The 21,240-nt window shown below is 66.3% G+C and carries 18 protein-coding genes; 4 read left to right on the top strand and 14 right to left on the bottom strand.

Annotated elements, in window-relative coordinates:
• Positions 1–160: 160 nt before the first annotated feature.
• The 10 genes from rpoB to RVU70_RS03660 form a co-directional block, all read right to left on the bottom strand.
• The gene (gene rpoB, locus RVU70_RS03705) at positions 161–4,300 is read right to left on the bottom strand and encodes a DNA-directed RNA polymerase subunit beta (RefSeq protein ID WP_363349738.1); all 4,140 of its coding nucleotides are present in this window, start codon (positions 4,298–4,300) and stop codon (positions 161–163) included.
• A gap of 165 nt (positions 4,301–4,465) precedes the next feature.
• The gene (gene rplL, locus RVU70_RS03700) at positions 4,466–4,843 is read right to left on the bottom strand and encodes a 50S ribosomal protein L7/L12 (RefSeq protein WP_363349737.1); all 378 of its coding nucleotides are present in this window, start codon (positions 4,841–4,843) and stop codon (positions 4,466–4,468) included.
• A gap of 45 nt (positions 4,844–4,888) precedes the next feature.
• Positions 4,889–5,404, bottom strand: a complete 516-nt coding sequence (gene rplJ, locus RVU70_RS03695) for a 50S ribosomal protein L10 (protein ID WP_363349736.1) — start codon at positions 5,402–5,404, stop codon at positions 4,889–4,891.
• 543 nt (positions 5,405–5,947) lie between these two features.
• Entirely contained in the window at positions 5,948–6,367 is a 420-nt protein-coding gene (locus RVU70_RS03690; RefSeq protein ID WP_363349735.1) for a hypothetical protein, read from the bottom strand.
• Positions 6,346–8,757 (bottom strand): phenylalanine--tRNA ligase subunit beta, encoded by a 2,412-nt coding sequence (gene pheT / locus RVU70_RS03685; protein WP_363349734.1) that lies wholly within the window; start codon positions 8,755–8,757, stop codon positions 6,346–6,348. Before pheT ends, RVU70_RS03690 begins: the two co-directional genes overlap by 22 nt.
• Positions 8,758–8,940: 183 nt before the next feature.
• Complete coding sequence (pheS, locus tag RVU70_RS03680) at positions 8,941–10,020, bottom strand: phenylalanine--tRNA ligase subunit alpha (RefSeq protein WP_363349733.1); 1,080 nt, start codon at positions 10,018–10,020, stop codon at positions 8,941–8,943.
• A 230-nt stretch (positions 10,021–10,250) separates the two neighbouring features.
• Positions 10,251–11,213 (bottom strand): bifunctional enoyl-CoA hydratase/phosphate acetyltransferase, encoded by a 963-nt coding sequence (locus RVU70_RS03675; protein WP_363349732.1) that lies wholly within the window; start codon positions 11,211–11,213, stop codon positions 10,251–10,253.
• 9 nt (positions 11,214–11,222) lie between these two features.
• Complete coding sequence (locus RVU70_RS03670) at positions 11,223–11,759, bottom strand: DUF3280 domain-containing protein (protein ID WP_363349731.1); 537 nt, start codon at positions 11,757–11,759, stop codon at positions 11,223–11,225.
• A complete protein-coding gene (locus RVU70_RS03665) occupies positions 11,756–12,517 on the bottom strand; it encodes a SprT family zinc-dependent metalloprotease (RefSeq protein ID WP_363349730.1) in 762 nt (253 codons plus the stop codon). Before RVU70_RS03665 ends, RVU70_RS03670 begins: the two co-directional genes overlap by 4 nt.
• A gap of 97 nt (positions 12,518–12,614) precedes the next feature.
• A complete protein-coding gene (locus tag RVU70_RS03660) occupies positions 12,615–13,262 on the bottom strand; it encodes an SCO family protein (RefSeq protein ID WP_363349729.1) in 648 nt (215 codons plus the stop codon).
• Positions 13,263–13,747: 485 nt separating this feature from the next.
• Between RVU70_RS03660 and RVU70_RS03655 the strand changes: the two genes are divergently transcribed.
• The 4 genes from RVU70_RS03655 to RVU70_RS03640 all read left to right on the top strand — a co-directional run bounded on the left by RVU70_RS03655 (position 13,748) and on the right by RVU70_RS03640 (position 17,530).
• On the top strand, positions 13,748–15,286 hold the full coding sequence (locus tag RVU70_RS03655; protein ID WP_363349728.1) for a helicase HerA-like domain-containing protein: 1,539 nt from the start codon (positions 13,748–13,750) through the stop codon (positions 15,284–15,286).
• A 210-nt stretch (positions 15,287–15,496) separates the two neighbouring features.
• On the top strand, positions 15,497–16,381 hold the full coding sequence (rpoH, locus tag RVU70_RS03650) for an RNA polymerase sigma factor RpoH (RefSeq protein WP_363349727.1): 885 nt from the start codon (positions 15,497–15,499) through the stop codon (positions 16,379–16,381).
• A gap of 58 nt (positions 16,382–16,439) precedes the next feature.
• Positions 16,440–17,129 carry an SDR family oxidoreductase gene (locus tag RVU70_RS03645; RefSeq protein WP_363349726.1) on the top strand — a complete coding sequence of 230 codons (690 nt, stop codon included), beginning with the start codon at positions 16,440–16,442 and terminating at the stop codon, positions 17,127–17,129.
• 77 nt (positions 17,130–17,206) lie between these two features.
• Entirely contained in the window at positions 17,207–17,530 is a 324-nt protein-coding gene (locus RVU70_RS03640; RefSeq protein ID WP_363349725.1) for a hypothetical protein, read from the top strand.
• Here the strand turns inward: RVU70_RS03640 and RVU70_RS03635 are convergent.
• The 4 genes from RVU70_RS03635 to RVU70_RS03620 are packed head-to-tail and all read right to left on the bottom strand — an operon-like array spanning position 17,521 to position 21,204.
• On the bottom strand, positions 17,521–18,264 hold the full coding sequence (locus RVU70_RS03635) for an ATP-binding cassette domain-containing protein (protein WP_363349724.1): 744 nt from the start codon (positions 18,262–18,264) through the stop codon (positions 17,521–17,523). The genes RVU70_RS03640 and RVU70_RS03635 overlap by 10 nt on opposite strands.
• Entirely contained in the window at positions 18,215–18,970 is a 756-nt protein-coding gene (locus RVU70_RS03630; RefSeq protein WP_363349723.1) for an ABC transporter permease subunit, read from the bottom strand. The genes RVU70_RS03635 and RVU70_RS03630 overlap by 50 nt, the downstream gene beginning before the upstream one ends.
• On the bottom strand, positions 18,967–19,929 hold the full coding sequence (locus tag RVU70_RS03625) for an ABC transporter substrate-binding protein (protein ID WP_363349722.1): 963 nt from the start codon (positions 19,927–19,929) through the stop codon (positions 18,967–18,969). The genes RVU70_RS03630 and RVU70_RS03625 overlap by 4 nt, the downstream gene beginning before the upstream one ends.
• 27 nt (positions 19,930–19,956) lie before the next feature.
• On the bottom strand, positions 19,957–21,204 hold the full coding sequence (locus RVU70_RS03620; RefSeq protein WP_363349721.1) for a glycosyltransferase family 4 protein: 1,248 nt from the start codon (positions 21,202–21,204) through the stop codon (positions 19,957–19,959).
• Positions 21,205–21,240: the final 36 nt, after the last annotated feature.

Genomic DNA, 21,240 nt, shown 5'->3' with positions numbered 1-21,240 from the left:
TCTTCTCCTGGGACGCCGGGGCGCGTGAGCCGCGCCGCCTGCGTCGTAAAATCTCAAGGGTTGGCTACGCCGTCACAGGAGCGAAGCAACGAAGCATTCCAGAGCCGCCGTTGCTGCTCTGGAATGCTGCGCTCGCCATGACGGGGGACAGTCGCATCGACTATTCCGCAGCCTCCGCGGTGGACGGCGCCATCTCTTCCTGCTCCGGCGTGGCGTTGGTGAGCTCGACATTGAGCGCCAGCGAACGCATTTCCTTGATGAGCACGTTGAAGCTCTCCGGAATGCCGGATTCGAAAGTGTCGTCGCCGCGCACGATCGATTCATAGACTTTGGTGCGGCCCGCGACGTCGTCGGACTTCACCGTCAGCATTTCCTGCAGCGTGTAGGCGGCGCCATAGGCTTCGAGCGCCCACACCTCCATTTCGCCGAAACGCTGGCCGCCGAACTGCGCCTTGCCGCCCAGCGGCTGCTGGGTGACGAGCGAGTAGGGGCCGATCGAGCGCGCGTGGATCTTGTCGTCGACGAGGTGATGGAGCTTCAGCATATAAATGTAGCCCACGGTCACCTTGCGGTCGAAGGCCTCGCCGGTGCGGCCGTCGAAAAGCGTCACCTGGCCCGACGAGGCGAGCCCCGCCTTGGTCAGCATGTCGACGATGTCCTTCTCGCGCGCGCCGTCGAAGACCGGCGTCGCGATCGGCACGCCGCGCTTCAGATCCTTGCCGATCTCGATGAGCGTCGTTTCGTCGACGTGATCGAGCTCCTGATCGGGACCATAGACGTCCTTCAAGGCCTCGCGCACCGGCGTCGCGTCCTTGCTGCGCATATAAGCGTCGACCGCCTTGCCGACCTGCTTGCCCAGACCCGCGCAGGCCCAGCCCAGATGCGTCTCGAGAATCTGGCCGACGTTCATGCGGCTTGGAACGCCGAGCGGGTTGAGCACGATGTCCACGGGCGTGCCGTCCTCGAGGAAGGGCATGTCCTCCTGCGGCACGATGCGCGAGACGACGCCCTTGTTGCCGTGACGGCCGGCCATCTTGTCGCCGGGCTGAATCTTGCGCTTCACCGCGACGAAGACCTTGACCATCTTCATCACGCCGGGCGGCAGCTCGTCGCCGCGCTGCAGCTTCTCGACCTTGTCGAGGAAGCGGTTTTCGAGGCCCTTCTTCGACTCGTCGTACTGCTTGCGGACGGCTTCGATCGAGGCCATCAGCGCGTCGTCCTCGATAACGAAGGTCCACCACTGCGAGCGCGGATATTCGTCGAGGATCGCCTGCGTCAGCACCTGATCCTTCTTGAAGCTCTTCGGGCCGGCGATGGCCTTCTTGCCGATGAGGGTTTCGCCGAGGCGCGCATAGACGTTGCGGTCGAGGATCGCGAGCTCGTCGTCGCGGTCCTTGGCGAGCCGCTCGATCTCCTCGCGCTCGATCGCCTGCGCGCGCTCGTCCTTCTCGACGCCGTGCCGATTGAAGACGCGCACTTCGACGATGGTGCCCTGAACGCCCGGCGGCACGCGCAGGGACGTGTCGCGCACGTCGGACGCCTTCTCGCCGAAGATGGCGCGCAGGAGCTTCTCTTCGGGCGTCATCGGGCTTTCGCCCTTCGGCGTGATCTTGCCGACGAGAATGTCGCCCGCCTGCACCTCGGCGCCGATATAGACGATGCCCGCTTCGTCCAGGTTCTTCAGCGTCTCTTCCGAGACGTTGGGAATGTCGCGGGTGATCTCTTCGGGACCAAGCTTGGTGTCGCGCGCCATCACTTCGAATTCGTCGATATGGATCGACGTGAACACGTCCTCCTTGACGATGCGCTCGTTGAGGAGGATCGAATCCTCGAAGTTGTAGCCGTTCCACGGCATGAAGGCGACGAGCACGTTGCGGCCGAGCGCCAGATCGCCGAGGTCCGTCGACGGGCCGTCGGCGATGATGTCGCCCTTTTGCACGACGTCGCCGACGCGCACGAGCGGCTTCTGGTTGATGCAGGTCGACTGGTTCGAGCGCTGGAACTTCATCAGCCGGTAGATGTCGACGCCGGGTTTGGCCGGGTCCTGCTCTTCCGTGGCGCGGATGACGATACGCGTCGCGTCGATCTGGTCGACGACGCCCGTGCGGCGGGCGGCGATCGCGGCGCCCGAGTCGCGCGCGACGATCGGCTCCATGCCGGTGCCGACGAGCGGCGCGTCGGCCTTGACGAGCGGCACGGCCTGACGCTGCATGTTCGAGCCCATGAGGGCGCGGTTGGCGTCGTCGTTCTCGAGGAACGGGATCAGCGCCGCGGCGACCGAGACGAGCTGCTTGGGCGACACGTCCATCGCGTCGACTTTTTCGCGCGGCACCAGCATGACGTCGCCGGCGTGACGGCAGAGCACGAGGTCTTCCGTCAGATTGCCGTCGGCGTCGATCGGCGCATTCGCCTGCGCGACGTGATACTTCGACTCTTCCATCGCCGAGAGATAGGCGACCTCGTCCGTCACCTTGCCGTCGCGGACGCGGCGGTAAGGCGCTTCGATGAAGCCATATTTATTGACGCGCGCGAAGGTCGCCAGCGAGTTGATCAGGCCGATGTTCGGGCCTTCGGGCGTTTCGATCGGGCAGATGCGGCCATAATGCGTGGGGTGCACGTCGCGCACCTCGAAGCCGGCGCGCTCGCGCGTCAGGCCGCCCGGACCCAGCGCCGAGAGACGACGCTTGTGCGTGATCTCCGAAAGCGGGTTGGTCTGGTCCATGAACTGCGAGAGCTGCGAGGAGCCGAAGAACTCGCGCACCGCGGCGGCCGCGGGCTTGGCGTTGATCAGATCCTGCGGCATGACCGTGTCGATGTCGACCGAGGACATGCGCTCCTTGATGGCGCGCTCCATGCGCAAAAGGCCGAGGCGATACTGATTTTCCATCAGCTCGCCGACCGAGCGGACGCGGCGGTTGCCGAGATGGTCGATGTCGTCGATCTCGCCACGGCCGTCGCGCAGGTCGACAAGCGCCTTCACCACGGCGAGAATGTCCTCACGACGCAGCGTGCGCACCGTGTCCGGCGCATCGAGATCGAGGCGCATGTTCATCTTCACGCGGCCGACGGCCGAGAGGTCGTAGCGCTCCGCGTCGAAGAACAGCGAATGGAACATGGCTTCCGCCGTGTCCATGGTCGGCGGCTCGCCGGGGCGCATCACGCGATAAATGTCGAACAGCGCTTCTTCGCGGTTCGAATTCTTGTCGACCGCGAGCGTGTTGCGGATGTAGGGGCCGACGTTGATATGGTCGATGTCGAGCACCGGCAGCTCGTCGAAGCCCTTCTCCAGCAGCAGCGGCAGCGTCTTGGCGGTGATCTCGTCGCCGGCTTCCGCGAAAATCTCGCCCGTGCCCGGGTCGAAGAGATCTTCGGCGAGATACTGGCCGTAGAGGTCTTCCGACGACACGCGGATCGCCTTCACGCCCTTTTCGGCGAGCTGGCGCGCAGCGCGCACGGCGAGCTTCTTGCCGGCCTCCAGGATGACCTGGCCGGTGTCGGCGTCGATCATGTCGGCGACGGCCTTCACGCCCTTCATGCGCTCGGCGTCGAAGGGCATGCGCCAGTTTTCGCCATCCGCCTTGTAGGCGATGGTCTTGTAGAAGGTCGAAAGAATCTCTTCGCCGTCGAGGCCGAGCGCGAACAAAAGCGACGTCACCGGAATCTTGCGGCGGCGGTCGATGCGGGCGTAGACGATGTCCTTGGCGTCGAACTCGATGTCGAGCCAGGAGCCGCGATAGGGAATGATGCGGGCGGCGAACAGCAGCTTGCCGGAGGAGTGGCTCTTGCCCTTGTCGTGGTCGAAGAACACGCCCGGCGAACGATGCATCTGCGAGACGATGACGCGCTCGGTGCCGTTGACGATGAAGGTGCCGTTCGACGTCATGAAGGGCATGTCGCCCATGTAGACGTCCTGCTCCTTGATGTCCTTGACCGACTTCGCCTGCGTATCGGGATCGACGTCGAACACGATGAGGCGCAGCGTCACCTTGAGCGGCGCGGCGAAGGTCATGCCGCGCTGGCGGCATTCGTCGACGTCGTATTTCGGCTGCTCGAACTCGTAGCGGACGAATTCGAGCAGCGCGACCTGCGAGAAGTCGGAGATCGGAAAAACGGATTTGAAGACGGACTGAAGGCCTTCGTCGGGGCGGCCGCCCTTGGGCTCGTCGACAAGCAGGAATTGATCGTAAGAGGCCTTCTGCACCTCGATCAGATTGGGCATCGCCGCCGCTTCGCGGATGTGTCCGAAGAACTTGCGGGTGCGCTTGCGACCGGTGAACTTGCGGGCCGACGTCTGAGCCATGTCGCTTTTCGAGCCTCTCTCATGAGGGCGGCCTGCTCACATTCGAGCCGCTCTCGCCCTGTCGGGCGCCTGCCACATAGCGCCCCTTATCAACCGCGCGCGGCCCCGGCTCGAGCCGGGACCGCGATTCTCGTCTCGCCGCCGCTTTGAAGGCGGCGGGGGAAATTACTTGAGCTCGATCTTGGCGCCGACCTTCTCGAGGGTCGCCTTGATCTTCTCGGCCTCTTCCTTCGAAGCGCCTTCCTTCAGCGGCTTCGGGGCGCCTTCGACGAGGTCCTTGGCTTCCTTCAGGCCGAGGCCGGTGATCGCGCGGACCTCCTTGATGACCTCGATCTTCTTGTCGCCGGCCGCGGCCAGGATCACGTTGAACTCGGTCTTCTCCTCGGCGGCCGGAGCGGCGGCGCCAGCGGCCGGCGCGGCGGCGACAGCCACGGCGGCGGCCGCGGAGACGCCCCACTTCTCTTCGAGCAGCTTGGCGAGCTCAGCCGCCTCGAGGACGGTGAGAGCCGAGAGGTCTTCGACGATCTTTTCGAGATTAGCCATAGTTGCGTCCTTTGAATTTGGTTCTTGACTTGGTTTGCGCGCCTCTTAGGCCGCGTCTTTCTTGGCGTAGGCGCCGAACACGCGCGCGAGCTTGGCGGCAGGCGCGGTCGAGAGCTGGGCGATTTTGGTCGCGGGCGCCTGGATGAGGCCCACGAGCTTGGCGCGCAGTTCGTCGAGAGACGGCATGGTCGCAAGCGACTTGACGCCGTCCGGGTTCAGCAACGTGGCGCCCATGGCGCCGCCCAGGATCACGAACTTGTCATGGTCCTTGGCGAAGGCCACAGCCACCTTCGGCGCCGCCACCGGATCGTCCGAATAGGCGATCAGGGTCGGGCCCTTGAGCAGGGTCCCGAAATCGGCGACGCTCGCGCCATCCAGAGCGATCTTGGCGAGGCGGTTCTTGGCGACCTGAACGGATGCGCCCTCTTCGCGGGCCCGCTTGCGCAGGGCCTGCATTTGGGCGACCGTCAAGCCGGAGTAGTGCGCAACGACGATCGCGCCGGCCTGATTAAAGACCTGGTGCAACGCCGCGACGGCTTCTTTTTTCTCCGCTCTATCCACGGTTGCTCTCTTCATAACTGGCGGGAGGAACCCGCCGGTTGCGACTTGCCGCCCGCGGGCGCGGACGGCTCCGTAGATCCTGTCCCCAGAGCGCCTCGCCGGATGACGAAAGCCCTGGTTGAAGGGGCGTGAACCAAATTCAAAGGACGTTGGCGGTCGAGCCAGCGGCCAAAAATTACGGTTTCCCCGTCTGTGCAGGCCGCTTTCGGACGACAGATTTCTCTGATCGTCCTCCAGCCGATTGAGTCGCTCGGGGTGTGGAAACCCCTTCGACGACGCCGGCAGTCTCGGACAGGACATGGCCGGACGGGACACGAGGCTTTACCCCCGGATCCGCCGGCCTATCCACCGCCTGTCTCCTAAGCCATTGACAAAGCCTTGGTTCGGGCGGAAGCTCCAAATCTGAAAGCGGGGTCGAAGCCCTATGTCAACCCCGGAACGGCTTATTTAAAGGGCCGGCGCCCGTTTGCCAAGAGGTAAATTCGGCGCAGGGTCTTTTTGTGCTCAGCTTAGAGGCGATGTTGCGCCGCCGCTTGGCCTTCATCAGCGCCCTGGCGTGAATTCCATGCGCACGCGCCCGCCGCTCGAATAGTTCATTGATGCGCCGGCGGGGCCCAAATGGCGCGCCGCCGCCCGGCGGCCGCCACGTGAAGCGCCGCCGCCGCGCTTCTCCCCTTCGGCGGCGACGCCGGGGTAGCTCGCGCCGTGCTGGCCGCGCATCGGGCCGAAGGACGCGAGGCAAAGATTGTAGGCGTTGGGGTCCTTTATGGCCTCGCAGTCGTCGATCGTCCGGGGGCCAGCGACGGCGGACGGCGCGAGGGCGCCTGCAAGAAGCGCTGCAAACACGACTGTGCGCGGGCGTCCGAACGCCCGTGTGACGGCCATGGTCTTCCCCTGCGCGCGCGAGGAGACGGAGCCTGCGCCGCCGACCTTCGCCTTCCTCACCGCAGCGACGCCCCGCATTTTCTTTCCGCCTCGGCGACGATCTTCTGCGCCACCACCTCGATTTCCGCGTCGGTGAGGGTTTTTTCGCGCGGCTGCAACGTCACCGCGACGCCGACCGACTTCCTGCCCTCCGGCACGCCGACGCCCTCATAGACGTCGAAGACGCTCACATCGGAAATGAGGGTCTTGTCGGCCCCGGCCACGGCTCGGACCAGATCACCCGCCGGCGCCGTTCGATCCACGATGAAGGCGAAATCGCGGGAGAGCGGCTGGAGGTCGGAGAGCTCCAGCTTCGGCTTGATCTTGGTGGGCTTGGCCTTGGGGGCCGGCAGCGCGTCGAGGATGATCTCGAAAGCGGCGATCGGGCCCTCCACGTCGAGCGCCTTCAGCGCGCGCGGGTGCAATTCGCCGAAATGGCCGACGATCGCCTTGGGGCCGAATTGCAGCGTCGCCGAGCGACCCGGATGGAACCAGGCGGGTCCGCCGGGGACCACCTGCAGGCCGCCGGTCGCGACGCCGAGCGCGTCGAGCAGCGTCAAGGCGTCCGCCTTGGCGTCGAAGGCGCCGGCGCGCCGGGCCGGCGCCGACCAGTGCCGCCCTGCGCCCGCGAGGCCACGGCGGATGCCGGCCGCGGAGAGTCGCTGGCCCTTTTCGGAAGGGTCGAGGAAGATCTGCCCGACCTCGAACAGGTCCTGGTCCCCGAGACCGCGCGCCGCATTGCGGTTGGCGGCGGCGACGAGGCCCGGCAGCAGGCTCGGCCGCATGTCGGAAAGATCGGCGGCGATCGGATTGGCGAGGGCGAGGCCCGGGGCGCCGCCGCCGAAGGCTTCGGCCTGCTCCTTGGCGATGAACGACCAGGTGACCGCCTCGACGAGCCCCTGCGACGCCAGCGCCCGCCGGGCGTTGCGGGCGCGCTTCTGCATCAGAGTCAGCACCGGGGGCGCGACGCCCTCGGCGCGAGGCAAGGGCGTCGACGGCACGTTGTCGACGCCAAGAATGCGCACGATTTCTTCGACGATGTCGGCCTTGCCCTCGATGTCCGGCCGCCAGCTCGGCGTCGTGACGCGCGCGCCTTCCGTCCCGGACTTTTCAACTGTGAAGCCGAGACGCTCGAGAATGGCCGTCGCCTCCGCCTGCGAGACGTCGACGCCGGCGAGGCGCTGCGTTTCCGACCAGGGGAAGTCCACGACCCGCCGCTCGCGCGGAACCGCGCCGGCGATGACGAGCTGAGAAGCCTCGCCGCCGCAGAGATCGACGACGAGTTTTGTCGCGAGTTCAATCCCGGGCAAGGCGAAGTCGGGATCGACGCCGCGCTCGAAACGGTAGCGCGCGTCGGTGACGATGCCGAGTTTGCGGCCGGTGTGGGCGATGTTCTGCGGGTCCCACAGGGCTGATTCGATCAGCACGTCGGTCGTGTCGTCGTTGCAGCCCGAGACCTCGCCGCCCATGACGCCGGCGATCGATTCAACGCCGTGATCGTCGCTGATCACGACCATGCCCGCGTCGAGCTCATGGGTCTTGCCGTCGAGCGCCAGCAGCGTCTCGCCCTTTCTGGCGCTGCGCACGACGAGATCGCCCTTCACTTTCTTCGCGTCGAAGACGTGCAGCGGCCGCGCGCGGTCGAAGGTCATGAAATTGGTGATGTCGACGAGCGCATTGATCGGCCGCAGGCCGATCTCGCGCAGACGCTTCTGCATCCAGGCCGGGCTCGGGCCGTTCTTGACGCCCCTGACGAGGCGCAGTGCGAAGAAGGGGGCGAGATGTTTGTCGCTCTCGGCGAAATCCAGCGTCACGCCCACGGGGCAGGGGAATTTGCCCTCGACGGGGAGGATGTCTTTCTCCTTGAGAACGCCGAGGCCCGCCGCCGCCAGGTCGCGCGCGACGCCGTAAACGCCGGCGGCGTCGGGCCGGTTCGGCGTGAGATTGATCTCGATGACCGGATCGTCGAGGCCGGCCCATTGCGCGTAGACTTCGCCGACCGGCGCGTCTTCGGGCAGTTCGATGATGCCCTCGCTTTCCGTCGCGAGCTCCAGCTCCTCGAAGGAGCACAGCATGCCAAGCGATTCGACGCCGCGGATGACGCCTTTGCCGAGGGTAATCTTCTTGCCGGGGATGTAAGTCCCCGGCGCCGAGAAGACGCTCCTGAGCCCCGCGCGCGCGTTCGGCGCGCCGCAGACGACTTGAACCAGTTCGGGTGCGCCCGTATCGACCTTGCAGACCCGCAGCCGGTCGGCGTTGGGATGCTGCGTCGCCTCGACAATTCGCGCGATCGTGAAGGCTTTGAGCTGCGCGGCGGGATCGTGCACATGCTCGACCTCGAGGCCGATGCGCGTCAACGTCTCGACGATCTCGGCGAGCGTGGCGGAAGTATCGAGATGCTCTTTGAGCCAGGAGAGGGTGAGTTTCATATCTTGACTTCTGTTTCGCGCACGCTTGCGGCCGCGTCATGCCCGCGCTCGTCGCGGGCATCCATGCCATGAGGCTGCAGAACGGATAAGAGCGGCGCCATTCGTTTTCCGTGTCTCTTGTTGCGAAACGCGTCGGCGTGGATGGCCGGGACGCGCCCGGCCATGACGCGCAGGGATTGCGATTTAGCTGCTCAACCCGCCCGCGAGCGTCGGGAAATCCAGCGGCCTGAAACCATAATGCTCCAGCCAGCGCGTGTCGGCGTCGAAGAAGGCGCGCAAATCCGACATGCCGTATTTGAGCATCGCGAGGCGGTCGATGCCGACGCCGAAGGCGAAGCCCTGATAGACGTCCGGATCGTGCCCGCAGTTCCGCAGAACGTTGGGATGCACCATGCCGCAGCCCAGAATCTCCATCCAGTCCTCGCCCTCGCCGAAGCGGATTTCGCCGCCTTGGCGCCGGCATTGGACGTCGACCTCCATCGACGGCTCGGTGAAGGGGAAGAAGGAGGGGCGGAAGCGCAGTTTGACGCCCTTGACCTCGAAGAAGCTCTTCAAGAACTCTTCCAGCACCCATTTCAGATGGCCGAGATGGGTCGACTGGTCGATGACCAGCCCCTCGATCTGGTGAAACATCGGCGTATGGGTCTGATCGAAGTCGCAGCGATAGACGCGGCCGGGGCAGATCACGCGGATCGGCGGCTTTTGCGCCAACATGGTGCGTACCTGCACCGGGCTCGTATGGGTGCGCAGCAGCTTCTTTTCGCCCGCCTCCGGCGCGAGGAAGAAGGTGTCCTGCATCTCCCGGGCGGGGTGGCCCTCGGGGAAGTTGAGCCTGGTGAAATTATAGTCGTCGCTTTCGATGTCCGGGCCTTCGGCTACGGCGAAGCCCATGTCGGCGAAGATAATCGCAAGCTCGTCCATCACCTGTGAGATCGGGTGAATGCGGCCGCGCTCGAGCGGGCTGGCCGCGGCCGGAAGCGTCACGTCGAGCGTCTCGGCCTTCAGACGCGCCTCGAGCGCGGCCTCGGCGAGCGCGACGCGGCGGGCGGCGAGCGCCTCGGTCGCCTTGTCCTTGAGCGCATTGATCTTGGCGCCCTCGGTCTTTCGATCCTCCGGCGCCATTTTGCCGAGGGTGGCGAGCAGCGCCGAGATCGCGCCCTTCTTGCCGAGGGCGGCGACGCGCACGGCTTCGAGCGCCGGCTCGTCGGCGGCCTCGTTGATCTGGCGCAGCGTGTCTTCTTCGAGTCTCGCGATGTCGGTCATGTCGATTGTCTAGGGTGGGCGGGTCACGCTCGTCTCCCTCATCCTGAGGAGCCCGCGTCAGCGGGCGTCTCGAAGGACGAGGGAGACGAGCGTGCGACTCCCTTTCGTCGCCCCCGCGTCGAGACGGCTTTGAAGCCTCCTCAGCATAAGGGCGGAAGGGAGGGGTCCCCGCCGGGAAATCTGTCGGTCCGTCGGGGTTCTGCCACGCGCGGGCGCTTCTGTCGAGGCGGCTAGGGCGTGGGTCGGGGACGATGGGTAAAGAGCTGGGCCAGGGCCGAGGAGGCGACGCGCGAGGCGACGTCGTCGGCGCGGCTCGTCAAGACGATGGGAACGCGGGCGCCGAGCACGATCCCGGCCGTGTCGGCTCCGGCCAGAAAAACAAGCTGCTTGGCCAGAATATTGCCGGCTTCGAGATCCGGGGCGACGAGAATGTCCGGGTCGCCCGCGACCTGCGAGGCGATCTGCTTGGCGTCCGCCGCCTCGCGCGAAATGGCGTTGTCGAAGGCGAGCGGCCCATCGAGGATCGCCCCCTCGATCTGGCCGCGATCCGCCATCTTGCACAAAGCGGCGGCCTCCACCGTCGAAGGGATTTTCGGCTCGACGGTCTCCACCGCGGAGAGCAGGGCGACCTTGGGGCGGGCGAGGCCGATTGCATGGGCGAGGTCGACGGCGTTGCGGACGATGTCGCGCTTGACCTCGAGCGCCGGCAGAATATTGATCGCCGCGTCGGTGACGAGCAGCAGCTTGTGATAGGTCGGCGCGTCGATGACGAAGACATGGCTGATGCGCCGATCGGTGCGCAGGCCGGTCCCTTCGCGCACCACGGCGGACATGAGTTCGTCCGTGTGCAGCGCGCCTTTCATCAGCGCATGCAGCTTGCCCCGGCGCGCCATCTCGACCGCTTGATCCGCCGCCGCATGGCTGTGCGGCGCCTCGACGATGTCGATGTCCTCGAGCGAGACGCCGATCTGCCGGGCGGCGGCCTCCATCTTCTTGCAGGGACCAATGAGCGTCGGCACGATCAGGCCCTTGTCGCGCGCAGCGAGGGCGCCTTCGAGCGAGGGCCGGTCGCAAGGATGCACGACGCCCATGCGAATCGGCGGCAGGGCCTGCGCCCGCGTGATCAACGCGTCGAGCAGCGCGCCGCGCGCGCGGGGAAAAACGGGCGCCGTCGCCTTGCCGCTCTCACTCATCCAGACACCCTATGTGGCGGGATCGCGCGCGATCCGCTCAGTGAAAAATTGCGCGGCGCGGGCCCAGGACGTGTCGTTGTCGCCGCGGAAGTCGAAGCCCTGATGGAAAATGAGCTCCCCAGATGACGCGCGCGTGATCGAGACGCCCATGCTCAGAATCAGCGTGCTGACCTTGTTGACCAGCCCCGTCATGACGAGATCCGCGCCGGCCTTTCTGGCGAGCGCGACCTCGCAGCCGTTGCAGGTGCGAATGTAGGTCTGTTGCAAAATGCGGTCGAGATCCGCCTGAACGGGCGCGCGGTCGACGACGTCATAAGTTCCGAGCCCGGCGAGGCCGTCGGCGATGGCGTCGCGCGCCGCAGCCAGGCGGCGTGCGTGATCGGCGCGCTGGTCGGCGGGCTCGTTGGAGGTGTCGACAATCTCGAAGTCGAGAACGAGAAGTCGCTTGCCGGTCTTCGGCCGCGCGACGGTCTCAGCGGCCGCCGCTTCGATGAGGAAAGGAAACAGCGCCGTGGCGGCGATAAGGCGACGCCGATCGAGGCTCATCCCTTGGCTCCGTATTTGTGCAGATGAGACCCATGCGTCGAGAGCCAGGTTTCGGCGCGGTCGGTGTCGGGGCAGAGGCGCCGCGCCAGCGCCCAGAAGCGCGGCGAATGGTCGAGGTGCATGAGATGCGCCACTTCATGCGCCGCCAGATAATCCAGAACATAGGGCGGCGCCATGATCAGGCGCCAGGAGAAATTGAGCGATCCGGTAGACGAGCAGGAGCCCCAACGGCTCACTGGATCGCGCAGCCCCACGCCGCGCGGCGACAGGCCCAGAGTCGACGTATGACGCGCGACGGCGCTCTCGAGATCGCGGCGCGCTTCGCGCTTGAGGTGATCCTGTACGCGGCGGTGCACATGCTCCGCCTGTCCGGCGACGCAAAGCGCGACGCGCGTCGCCACGTCGTCGCGCTGCTCCGTCCACACGGTGCCGCGGCGCTGCGGCACATGCAGGAGCGCATGATCCACGCCGCGCAGCGGCACGATCGACCCATGCGCGAACGGAATGGTCGCCGGCAGACGATTGAGCCGCGTGGCGATCCAGGCGGCGTGACGTTCGGCAAAGGCCCGCGCGTCGCGAAGCGAAGCGCGGCTCGGCATGGTGAGGACGGCGTCGCGCGCCGCGAAGCGCACGCGCAAGGTGAAACGTCGCGCCGTCGTCGCGCGGCGCAGCGCGACGACAATCGTCTCGCCGGCGTGCTCGAGAGTGATGAGAGACGAACCGTCTCGGGAAGGTCCGTCACGCAGAAGTCGAAGCATCCCGACATGCTAACGAAAGCCGCCGCGAGTCGCGAGTTCGAAAAACGCAACAGACATAAATTTTTTCGTCTGGCCAGGTCGACGGGCTGCGTCAGCGTCACAGATAACGCTGCAGGTCCTTGGCGGCTTCTTCCGGCTTGCGGTTGACGTTGAAGGCGGTCACGAAGCGGCCGTTCTTGTCCATGAGATAGACGACCGTCGTGTGATCGACGGCGTAGTCCTCTTCCTTGCCCGGCGCGCGCTTCGCGTAAATGCGGTATTCACGCAGCATGGGTTCGAGCTGCGGCCGCGGCCCGGTGACGCCAATGATGCGCGAATCGAAATTGGCGAGATATTCCTTGAGGACTTCGGGCGTGTCGCGCTCCGGATCGACCGTCACGAACAATCCGCCGATCTTCGCCTCGGGACCGAGCGCGCGCATGATCTCGGACATTTCGAACAGCGTCGTGTGACAGACGTCGGGACAGTGCGTATAGCCGAAGAAGACGAGATAGGGCTTGCCCAGCAGATCTTTCTCGCTCACCTGCTCGCCCGCTTGCGACGTGAGCTGGAACGGCCCGCCGATCGCCGAGGCCGGCGGCGCGGGAGTCGTGTTGCTGGTGACGGCGACGAAGACGCCGAAAACCAGCGCGAAAAAAGCGCCTGCGCCGATGAGCAGGGTCTTCGAAACGGCTGGGCCGTTTGCAGCGTTCTTGTCGCCGCGCTTGCCGGCTTTGCCGTTGCCTTTAACCGAGCCCTTGGCCATGTCCCCGTTTCCTGTTTCCCTGAAGGCCGCCCGTTTTCGGGGGCTTTTTTTGAATTTTGCGTCTCGTCGTCGAGGACGCGTTCGCCGTCGCTAAAGTCGCCGCTTCGCCGTCAAGCGCATCCCGGCCCGCCCGAAAGCGGCGGATGAGCCGCGCCGCGCGCCGCGAGGGGCGCAAGGAGCTTGCCGACGGACCGCCTCGGGCGTCTTGCCCCCGGGGGCGTGACCTCGTTTGTTCTCCAGATCGACCGCGGCGGCAAGCTCGAGCGTGCTGGACTCCCCCGTTTGTCCGGTGGTCGCGTGCGTACAAACGCTTGCGGCCAGAAGTCCGACACTGACAAGACCAGACGCATGGCTCTTCCTCTCGGGCGCGGAATTTAGCCCGGCCGGCGGCGTTCGCCAAGCCATCGCTCCCCGCGGCCGGATGCGGCTTGAGCGAGAATGATGTAGCCTCCCCGAGACATGTGATTCCAGCCCAAAGCGCGACGATGACAGAGAGTGCGAAGCGACGTCCGAATGCCGAGCCCGGCAAGATTCTCGTCGGCGCGACGCATGGCGCCGAGCCGCGGGCCTACCGCTATCTCACGCTCGCGCTCGGCAATCGCCACGGGCTCATCGCGGGCGCGACAGGCGGCGGCAAGACGGTTTCGCTGCAACTGCTCGCGGAAGGGTTCTCCAATGCGGGAACGTCGGTCTTCCTCGCCGATGTCAAGGGCGATCTTGCCGGACTTTCACGGCCGGGAGACGGCAAGCCGCCCTTCGTGAAACGCGCCGAGGAAATTGGCCTCGCCTATCAGCCCGACCGTTTCCCGGTCGTCTTCTGGGACGTTTTCGGCGAACAGGGCCATATGGTGCGCGCGACCGTCTCCGAGATGGGACCGCTGCTGTTGTCGCGCCTTCTGGGTCTCAACGAGACGCAGGAAGGCGTTCTGAATATCGTTTTCAAAGTCATGGACGAGCAGGGACTTCTGCTCATCGACCTCAAGGATCTGCGCGCGGCGCTCAACCATGTCGCCGAGAACGCCGGCGCCTTCAAGCTCAAATACGGCAATATATCGCCCGCGAGTGTCGGCGCCATTCAGCGCCAGCTTCTCGTGCTGGAGACGCAGGGCGGCGACAGGTTCTTCGGCGAGCCGGCGCTGGACATCAACGATTTTTTCGCAAGCGATCGCGACGGGCGCGGCGTCGTCAATATTCTCGCCGCCGAGCGCTTGATGCGCGCGCCGCAGCTTTACGCAACCTTTCTTTTGTGGATGCTCTCCGAGCTCTTCGAGACGCTCCCCGAGGTCGGCGACCTCGACAAGCCGAAACTCGTCTTCTTTTTCGACGAGGCGCATCTTCTCTTCGAGGACACGCCGAAAGCGCTGCTCTCCGCCATCGAGCAACTGGTGCGGCTCATTCGCTCGAAAGGCGTCGGCGTCTATTTCGTGACCCAGAATCCGCTCGACGTCCCGGACACGGTGCTCGGCCAGCTCGGCAATCGCATCCAGCACGCGCTGCGCGCCTTTACGCCGCGGGACCAGAAGGCGGTGCGCGCGGCCGCCGAGACCTTCCGCAAGAACCCCGCTTTCGACACCGCCGACGCGATCATGCATCTTGGCGTCGGCGAGGCGCTCGTCTCCATGCTCGGCGACAAGGGCGCGCCGGAGATTGTCGACCGCGTGCTGATCGCGCCGCCCGCCGCCCGCGTCGGGCCGGTGAGCGAGGCGGAGCGCGCGGCGGTCATGCGGTCGAGCAGAGTCGCCGGCAAATACGATGCGCCGGTCGACCGCGACTCAGCCTATGAGACGCTCGAGGGGCGCGCGGCGGGCAAAGAGGCCGGAGGCGGCTTGTTCGGAACCATTTTCGGCGGCGTTCTCGGGACGCTTTTCGGTTCGAAAAAGGGCAAGCGCCTCTCTCCTGCCGAAATCGCCATGCGCTCGGCCGTGCAGAGCGCCGCCCGCTCGGCGGGGACGCAGATCGCCAGGCAGGGCGGGCTGATCGCCAAGGAAATTTTGCGCAACATGCTCGGCGGGATGGCCAAATAAAGCCCGGGCGTCACCGGGGCGCATACATCTCCCGCCTGTTGGCCGGCCAAATATTACGGAATCTTAATCCCGACTTTAGCGACTTGTCACCCGCGACCGATTTTCCCGGCCGCCATTTCCGGCCTATACTAATCTCGTTTCGATCGGCGATCGTGCGATCGACCATTGCGGGCTCGCCGTCGCCCGGGGGCCCGTCAGGAGGGACGAGATATGGCGAATTCCTTGCCCATCGTCGCGGAAGGCGGCCTCGCCCGCTACCTCGCCGAGATCCGTCGTTTCCCGATGCTGGAGCCCCAGCAGGAATATATGCTCGCCAAGCGCTGGCGCGAGCACGAAGACCCCAAAGCCGCCCAGGAGCTGATCACCTCGCATCTGCGCCTCGTCGCCAAGATCGCCATGGGCTATCGCGGCTACGGCCTGCCGATCGGAGAGATCGTTTCGGAAGGCAACGTCGGCCTGATGCAGGCCGTCAAGCGCTTCGAGCCCGACCGCGGCTTTCGCCTCGCCACTTATGCGATGTGGTGGATCCGCGCCTCGATTCAAGAATACATCCTGCGCTCCTGGTCGCTCGTGAAGATGGGCACCACGGCGAGCCAGAAGAAGCTGTTCTTCAATCTGCGCAAGGCGAAGAGCCGCATCTCGGCCTTCGAGGAGGGCGACCTCAAGCCCGAGCATGTCGAGACGATTGCGACGCGGCTCGGCGTCTCGCGGCAGGACGTCATCGAGATGAACCGCCGCATGGGCGGCGACGCCTCGCTGAACGCGCCGCTGCGCGAGGAGGGCGAAGGCGAGTGGCAGGACTGGCTCGTCGACGACAGCGACAGTCAGGAGCACGTGCTCGCCGCGCAGGAAGAGAGCAACAACCGCATGACGGCGCTGCGCGGCGCCCTCGACGTCCTCAATCCGCGCGAGCGCCGCATCTTCGAGGCGCGCCGCCTCGCCGACGAACCGGTGACGCTGGAGCAGCTTTCCGAGGAGTTTGGCGTCTCCCGCGAGCGGGTGCGGCAGATCGAGGTCCGCGCCTTTGAAAAGGTGCAGGCGGCGGTGAAGAGCGGCGTCGCCCGCCTGGAAGAGGCGCAGCACGCGGCGATGTAACGCCGATCTGGACGCCGCGCCCCGCGCTATATGACCTCCCGGCGGAGGAGGTCGAGAGATGGCGCATTGGCTGATCGCCGGCGCGAGCCGGGGCATTGGACTGGAGCTGGCGCGGCGGCTCGCCAAGCAGGGCGAACGCGTCACCGCCAGCGTGCGGAGCGAAAGGGGACGCGCGACGCTCGCGACGGCTCTGGCGCCCCTTGGGGACCGCGGACGGATTCTCAGCTTCGACACGCGCGACCAGTCGCAGATATCGGCCGCGGCGGCGCAGGTTACGGAGCCGGTCGACGTGCTGGTCGCCAACGCCGGCGCCTATGGACCGAAGCGGCAGACGGCGCTCGACATGGACTTCGAGGGCGCGCTCGACCTTTTCTCCGTCAATTCGCTCGGACCGCTTCGCGTCGCTCAGGCTTTCTTGCCTCAGCTCCGGTTGGGTGAACGTCCGCGCATCGTAATGATGTCGAGCGTGCTCGGCTCCATGGCCCTCGCGGGAACCGTCAACGCGGCCTATCGCGCCTCCAAAGCCGCGCTCAACAAATTTGCCCAATGTCTCGCCGACGAGTTGAGGCCGGCGGGCGTCGCCGTCGTTTCGCTGCATCCGGGCTGGGTGCGCACCGACATGGGCGGGCCGGGGGCGACGCTCAGCGTCGAGGAAAGTGCTGAAGGAATCATCAAGGTGGTCGAGAGCCTGACGCTTTCGGATACGCGCCGCTATGTCGACTATCGCGGCGTCGACATTGACTGGTAGTCCTTACGAAATCTTTCCCTCCGGCCCTCATTCTGTCGCCGCGACGCCGCGACGCGCCGCGCATTGGCCGCAGGCAAATGACGACAATAGTGGGGCCAGGAGCCGATATTCTGAGACACCTCGGCGGCGAGGCGCGTCTCGATGCAATCGGCGCCGTTTTCAGTCAGGATGACAGCGAGCATATCAGCCTGATGTTCCGCCACGCCCCGCCGAGCGGCGCGCGCTCCGTGATCATTACGGCGGAGCCCGGCGGAACATTCAGCATGAAATGCTACGGACCGATGCGCGTCGGCTTCGAAGCGCCGACAATTGGGCGCGCAACGGGGATCGTTGCGGAAAGTCTCGCCAGCGTCCTCGGAAAGCTCACGGGCGTCGAAAGCCTGCATCATCATCATTTCTGAGCGGAGCGCCGCGCTGAAGCCAGGGTCTCCAGCGCCTGCGCCTGCAGCGCCTCGGCGTCGGCTCTCGGCAATTTGCGTGGCGCCGGCACGTCGAGCGTCGCCAGGACATGGGCCGGCCGCGGCGACAACAGGAAAATTTTGTCCGCAAGCGCGATGGCCTCGCCGAGATCATGGGTCACGATCAGGGTGGTGATGCGTCTCTCGTCGATGAGCGCCGCGATCCTGTCGCGCAGTTCACGCGCCAGCGCCGCGTCGAGCGAGACCAGCGGCTCGTCGAGCAGCAGCAGATCGGGTTTGACGGCGAGCGCGCGGGCGAGCGCAGCGCGGCGGGCGAGGCCCAGCGACAATTCGCCGGGGAAGTGCGTGGCGTGCTCGCTGAGCCCGAGCTCGTCGAGCAGCGCGGCGACCTCCTGCGACGTCGCCTCCGGCGCCGCAATGGCGACATTATCCTGAATGTTGCGCCAGGGCAGCAGCCGCGGCTCCTGGAACGCCATGCCGAGACGCCCATGCGCCGGCAGCGTAATGCGGCCGGTAAAATCCCGGTCGAGGCCGGCGATGAGGCGCAGCAAGGTCGTTTTGCCGCAGCCGGAGGGGCCGACGACCGCGCCGGCTGCGCCCATGGGCAGGACGAGCCGGAGATTCTCCAGCGCGCGCAGCGGCGGGCCGCCGGCGCGATGATGGTCCTTAGCGGTTATGGCGACGTCGAGCGCCGCCGCGCCGCCAGCGGGCGACATATTGTTCAAGGGGCTGCACCAGGAGCGTTTCGACGCCGAGCATCAGCGCGACGAAGGGAAGAGCGTAGGCGAGCAGCAGCTTCATGTCGAAGAGCTGGAACGCCATGTTGATTTCGAAGCCGACGCCGTTCGAGCGGCCGAGCAGCTCCACGACGAGCACGATTTTCCACACGAGCGACAGGCCCGAGCGCGTCGCCGCCGCGACATAGGGCGCAAGCTGGGGCAGGACGAGATGCCGAAGGCGCGCCGCGCGGGAAAAGCGGAAGGCCTGCGCCATCTCCTCGAGTTGCGGATCGAGGGCGCGGGCGCCCTCGCGAATGACGACGACGGCGTTCGGCAGCTTGTTGAGCGCCACGGCTCCGATCGCCGCGGCTTCCGTCAGCCCGGCCCAGACATAGGCGAGAACAATGACGACGAGCGCCGGCAGATTGAGCAGCGCCACCAGCCAGGGATCGAGCAGGCGGTCCAAGATCTTGTTGCGGCCCATCACATAGCCGATCGCCGCGCCCAGGCTCATGGCGAGCGTGAAGGAGGCGACGACGCGGGCGAGCGTGACGGCGAGGTTCGCGAACAAGGCCCCGGAGCGGGCTTCCTCCATCATCGTCTCCAGGACGAGGAAGGGACCCGGGAGCCGGCGCGGATCGGAGAGCCACGCGCCGATCTGCCAGAGGCCAAGGAGCGCCGCGAGCGAGGCGAGGCGGATCAAAGTCCCTTGCCGCCCTTGTAGAAAGTGCCGGGATCCAGCGTCTTGCCGGGGCCGACGAGCTTCTCGCCGCCGATGTCTGCGAGCACGCGGTAGAGCAGGGCGGCGTCGGCTTCCTCCGCCGCGACGCTGCGCCTCGGGATCGCCGCGACGTAGCGCTTGCGGTAGACGGCGAGGGCGGCGGGGTCCTTCGGCCCGATACGCTGCGCGGCCGCCGCCCAGGCCTTGTCGTCGCTTTGGATGAGCGCCTTCGCCTTCGCCGTCATGGCGAAGAAACGCGTTAGCGCGTCTTTGTTCCTGGCGGCGAAGGCGTCGTCGAAAACATAGCCGGTGACGACCACGTCGCCTTTGGCGCCGAGCGCCTTTTCGACGTCTGCGATTTCGATCGCGCGCGCGAAGCCCTTGGCCTCGAGATCGGCGGCGAAGTTCCAGAATTCGAGCGCCGCGTCGATTTCCCCCTGGCTCGCTTTTTCGGCGATGAGCGGCGGGGCGCCGTAAAGAATGGTCGCGCCTTTTTCGAGATCGACGCCTTGCTTCAAAGCAAAGGCTTTCAGCATCAGCCAGCTCTTGTCGAACGGCCCGCCGGCGACGCCGAGCTTCTTGCCGAGAAGATCCCTGACCGCGCGAATGGCGGGGTCTTTGGTCATGACCGCGCCGACGCCCGTCGAATAGGGATAAAGGGTCAGCCGCGCGCCCTGCGCCCGCTCGCGCGCCACCCACAGCCAGTCCGAGACGATGATGTCGGCGGAGCCGCCCTGGAGGGCAATCTTTCCGGCCTCCGGCGCGCCGAGCTCCGTCACCTCGAGGTCGAGCCCCGCCTCCTTGTCCAGCCCGAAGGCGCGCACGACCGCGAGCTCCCAGCCGGTCGTGCCAGTCTTTTGCAAGGCGAGCCGCAGCTTCTCGGCCTGCGCCGGCGCAGCGGCGAGCAAAGCGGCGAGAACCGCGAGGAGGATGCGTTTCATCGTTCTTCCCTGTGATTTCCAGGGTCTTTAGCGCAGCTTCGCCCTCGCGTCGATTGGCGCCAGCATCTTCTCATAAACCGCCAGCGTCTCCGCGACATGGCGCGCCCGGGTCGCCGGGGCGGCCCAATAGGCGTCATAGGCGCGTTTCGACATCTCGGCGATCGTCGCGTCATTGACGAGCGCGCGGATCGCCGAGGTGAGCGAGTCGACGTCGCCGCTTCTGAACCAGAGGCCGGTGACGCCATGCTCCACCGCCTCGCGCGCGGCGCAGCCGTCCGCGACGATGGTCGGCGTTCCCATGGCCTTGGCCTCGAAGGCCGTGAGGCCGAAGGTCTCGTGCCAGAGCGAGGGGAAGACGAGCGCCCGCGCCGCGCGCATCGCCGCGCGGACCTCGGCCGGCGCGCGCCAGCCGAGAAGCCGCGCCTGCGGAAAGCGCCCGCCGAGCTCAGCGGCGAGCGGCCCGTCGCCAATGAAAACCGGCGTCACGCCTGCGCGCCGCGCCGCTTCGGCGAAGAGGAAGACGCCCTTCTCGGGCGACAGCCGGCCCACGAAGAGGAAGTCGCCCTCCGTCGGATCGCGTTTGTGGCCGAGCGGCTCGGCCTCCACAGGGTTGGTGACTCGGTGGACGCGGGCGTCCGCAGGCAGGCAGCCCTTCAGGACTTTTTCCTGCAGATCCGACAGCAGCACATAGTCGGAAAAGGTCTCGGCGAGGCGCGTGACACGCCGGCCGACAAGAAGCCGCGCATTGCGCCACAACTTGTGTGCGTAACTGCGGGAATCGCAATTGGTCGCCCAGCAGGCGGCGGACAGCGGGATAAGCGGGCAGGCGGCCTCCCGCCTGAAATTGTAAAAGGCGCCGTTGGGGCAATCGAGGAAGAAATCGTGCATCGTCAGGACGGCCGGAATGCCGGATGCGCGGATCGGCCCGGCGATCGACGGGGAGAGCGCTTTCGCCCAGCCATGCACATGGACGATCGTGTTTGCGCGCGGCAGCCTCGCCAGAGTCTCGCCGAGCGCCCGCGCCGCCACGCCGTTCCACATCCCTTGCCGCGCCGCGTCGAGACGCGAGGGATTATCGAGTAGGTCCCTCTGGCCGAGGCAAACGGCCTCGATTCCGGCCTCCGCGAGCCGGCGGTCGACGGGCCCGCAGGCGGCGAAAAAGACCACCCGCGCTCCCGCTTGCGCAAGTCCGAGGGCGCTTTCGAGCGCAACCTTGTTCTGTCCGCCGTTGACATAGGTGTGGTCGGCGCAGATCAGGACGGTAAGCTGGGTCATGCGGTAAAGATTAAGTCTGGGGCGCTTGCAGGGGGG

Origin of the sequence: Methylocystis echinoides, assembly GCF_040687965.1 — a bacterium.
Classification (GTDB): Bacteria; Pseudomonadota; Alphaproteobacteria; order Rhizobiales; family Beijerinckiaceae; genus Methylocystis; species Methylocystis echinoides_A.
This window is presented reverse-complemented; position numbering and strand designations above follow the sequence as displayed.

Excerpts from the sequence above, each read along its gene's own strand:
- rpoB (WP_363349738.1), bottom strand. The coding sequence starts at position 4,300 with ATGGCTCAGACGTCGGCCCGCAAGTTCACCGGTCGCAAGCGCACCCGC.
- rplL (WP_363349737.1), bottom strand. The coding sequence starts at position 4,843 with ATGGCTAATCTCGAAAAGATCGTCGAAGACCTCTCGGCTCTCACCGTC.
- RVU70_RS03690 (WP_363349735.1), bottom strand. The coding sequence starts at position 6,367 with ATGCGGGGCGTCGCTGCGGTGAGGAAGGCGAAGGTCGGCGGCGCAGGC.
- pheT (WP_363349734.1), bottom strand. The coding sequence starts at position 8,757 with ATGAAACTCACCCTCTCCTGGCTCAAAGAGCATCTCGATACTTCCGCC.
- pheS (WP_363349733.1), bottom strand. The coding sequence starts at position 10,020 with ATGACCGACATCGCGAGACTCGAAGAAGACACGCTGCGCCAGATCAAC.
- RVU70_RS03675 (WP_363349732.1), bottom strand. The coding sequence starts at position 11,213 with ATGAGTGAGAGCGGCAAGGCGACGGCGCCCGTTTTTCCCCGCGCGCGC.
- RVU70_RS03670 (WP_363349731.1), bottom strand. The coding sequence starts at position 11,759 with ATGAGCCTCGATCGGCGTCGCCTTATCGCCGCCACGGCGCTGTTTCCT.
- RVU70_RS03665 (WP_363349730.1), bottom strand. The coding sequence starts at position 12,517 with ATGCTTCGACTTCTGCGTGACGGACCTTCCCGAGACGGTTCGTCTCTC.
- RVU70_RS03660 (WP_363349729.1), bottom strand. The coding sequence starts at position 13,262 with ATGGCCAAGGGCTCGGTTAAAGGCAACGGCAAAGCCGGCAAGCGCGGC.
- RVU70_RS03655 (WP_363349728.1), top strand. The coding sequence starts at position 13,748 with ATGACAGAGAGTGCGAAGCGACGTCCGAATGCCGAGCCCGGCAAGATT.
- rpoH (WP_363349727.1), top strand. The coding sequence starts at position 15,497 with ATGGCGAATTCCTTGCCCATCGTCGCGGAAGGCGGCCTCGCCCGCTAC.
- RVU70_RS03645 (WP_363349726.1), top strand. The coding sequence starts at position 16,440 with ATGGCGCATTGGCTGATCGCCGGCGCGAGCCGGGGCATTGGACTGGAG.
- RVU70_RS03640 (WP_363349725.1), top strand. The coding sequence starts at position 17,207 with ATGACGACAATAGTGGGGCCAGGAGCCGATATTCTGAGACACCTCGGC.
- RVU70_RS03635 (WP_363349724.1), bottom strand. The coding sequence starts at position 18,264 with ATGTCGCCCGCTGGCGGCGCGGCGGCGCTCGACGTCGCCATAACCGCT.
- RVU70_RS03625 (WP_363349722.1), bottom strand. The coding sequence starts at position 19,929 with ATGAAACGCATCCTCCTCGCGGTTCTCGCCGCTTTGCTCGCCGCTGCG.
- RVU70_RS03620 (WP_363349721.1), bottom strand. The coding sequence starts at position 21,204 with ATGACCCAGCTTACCGTCCTGATCTGCGCCGACCACACCTATGTCAAC.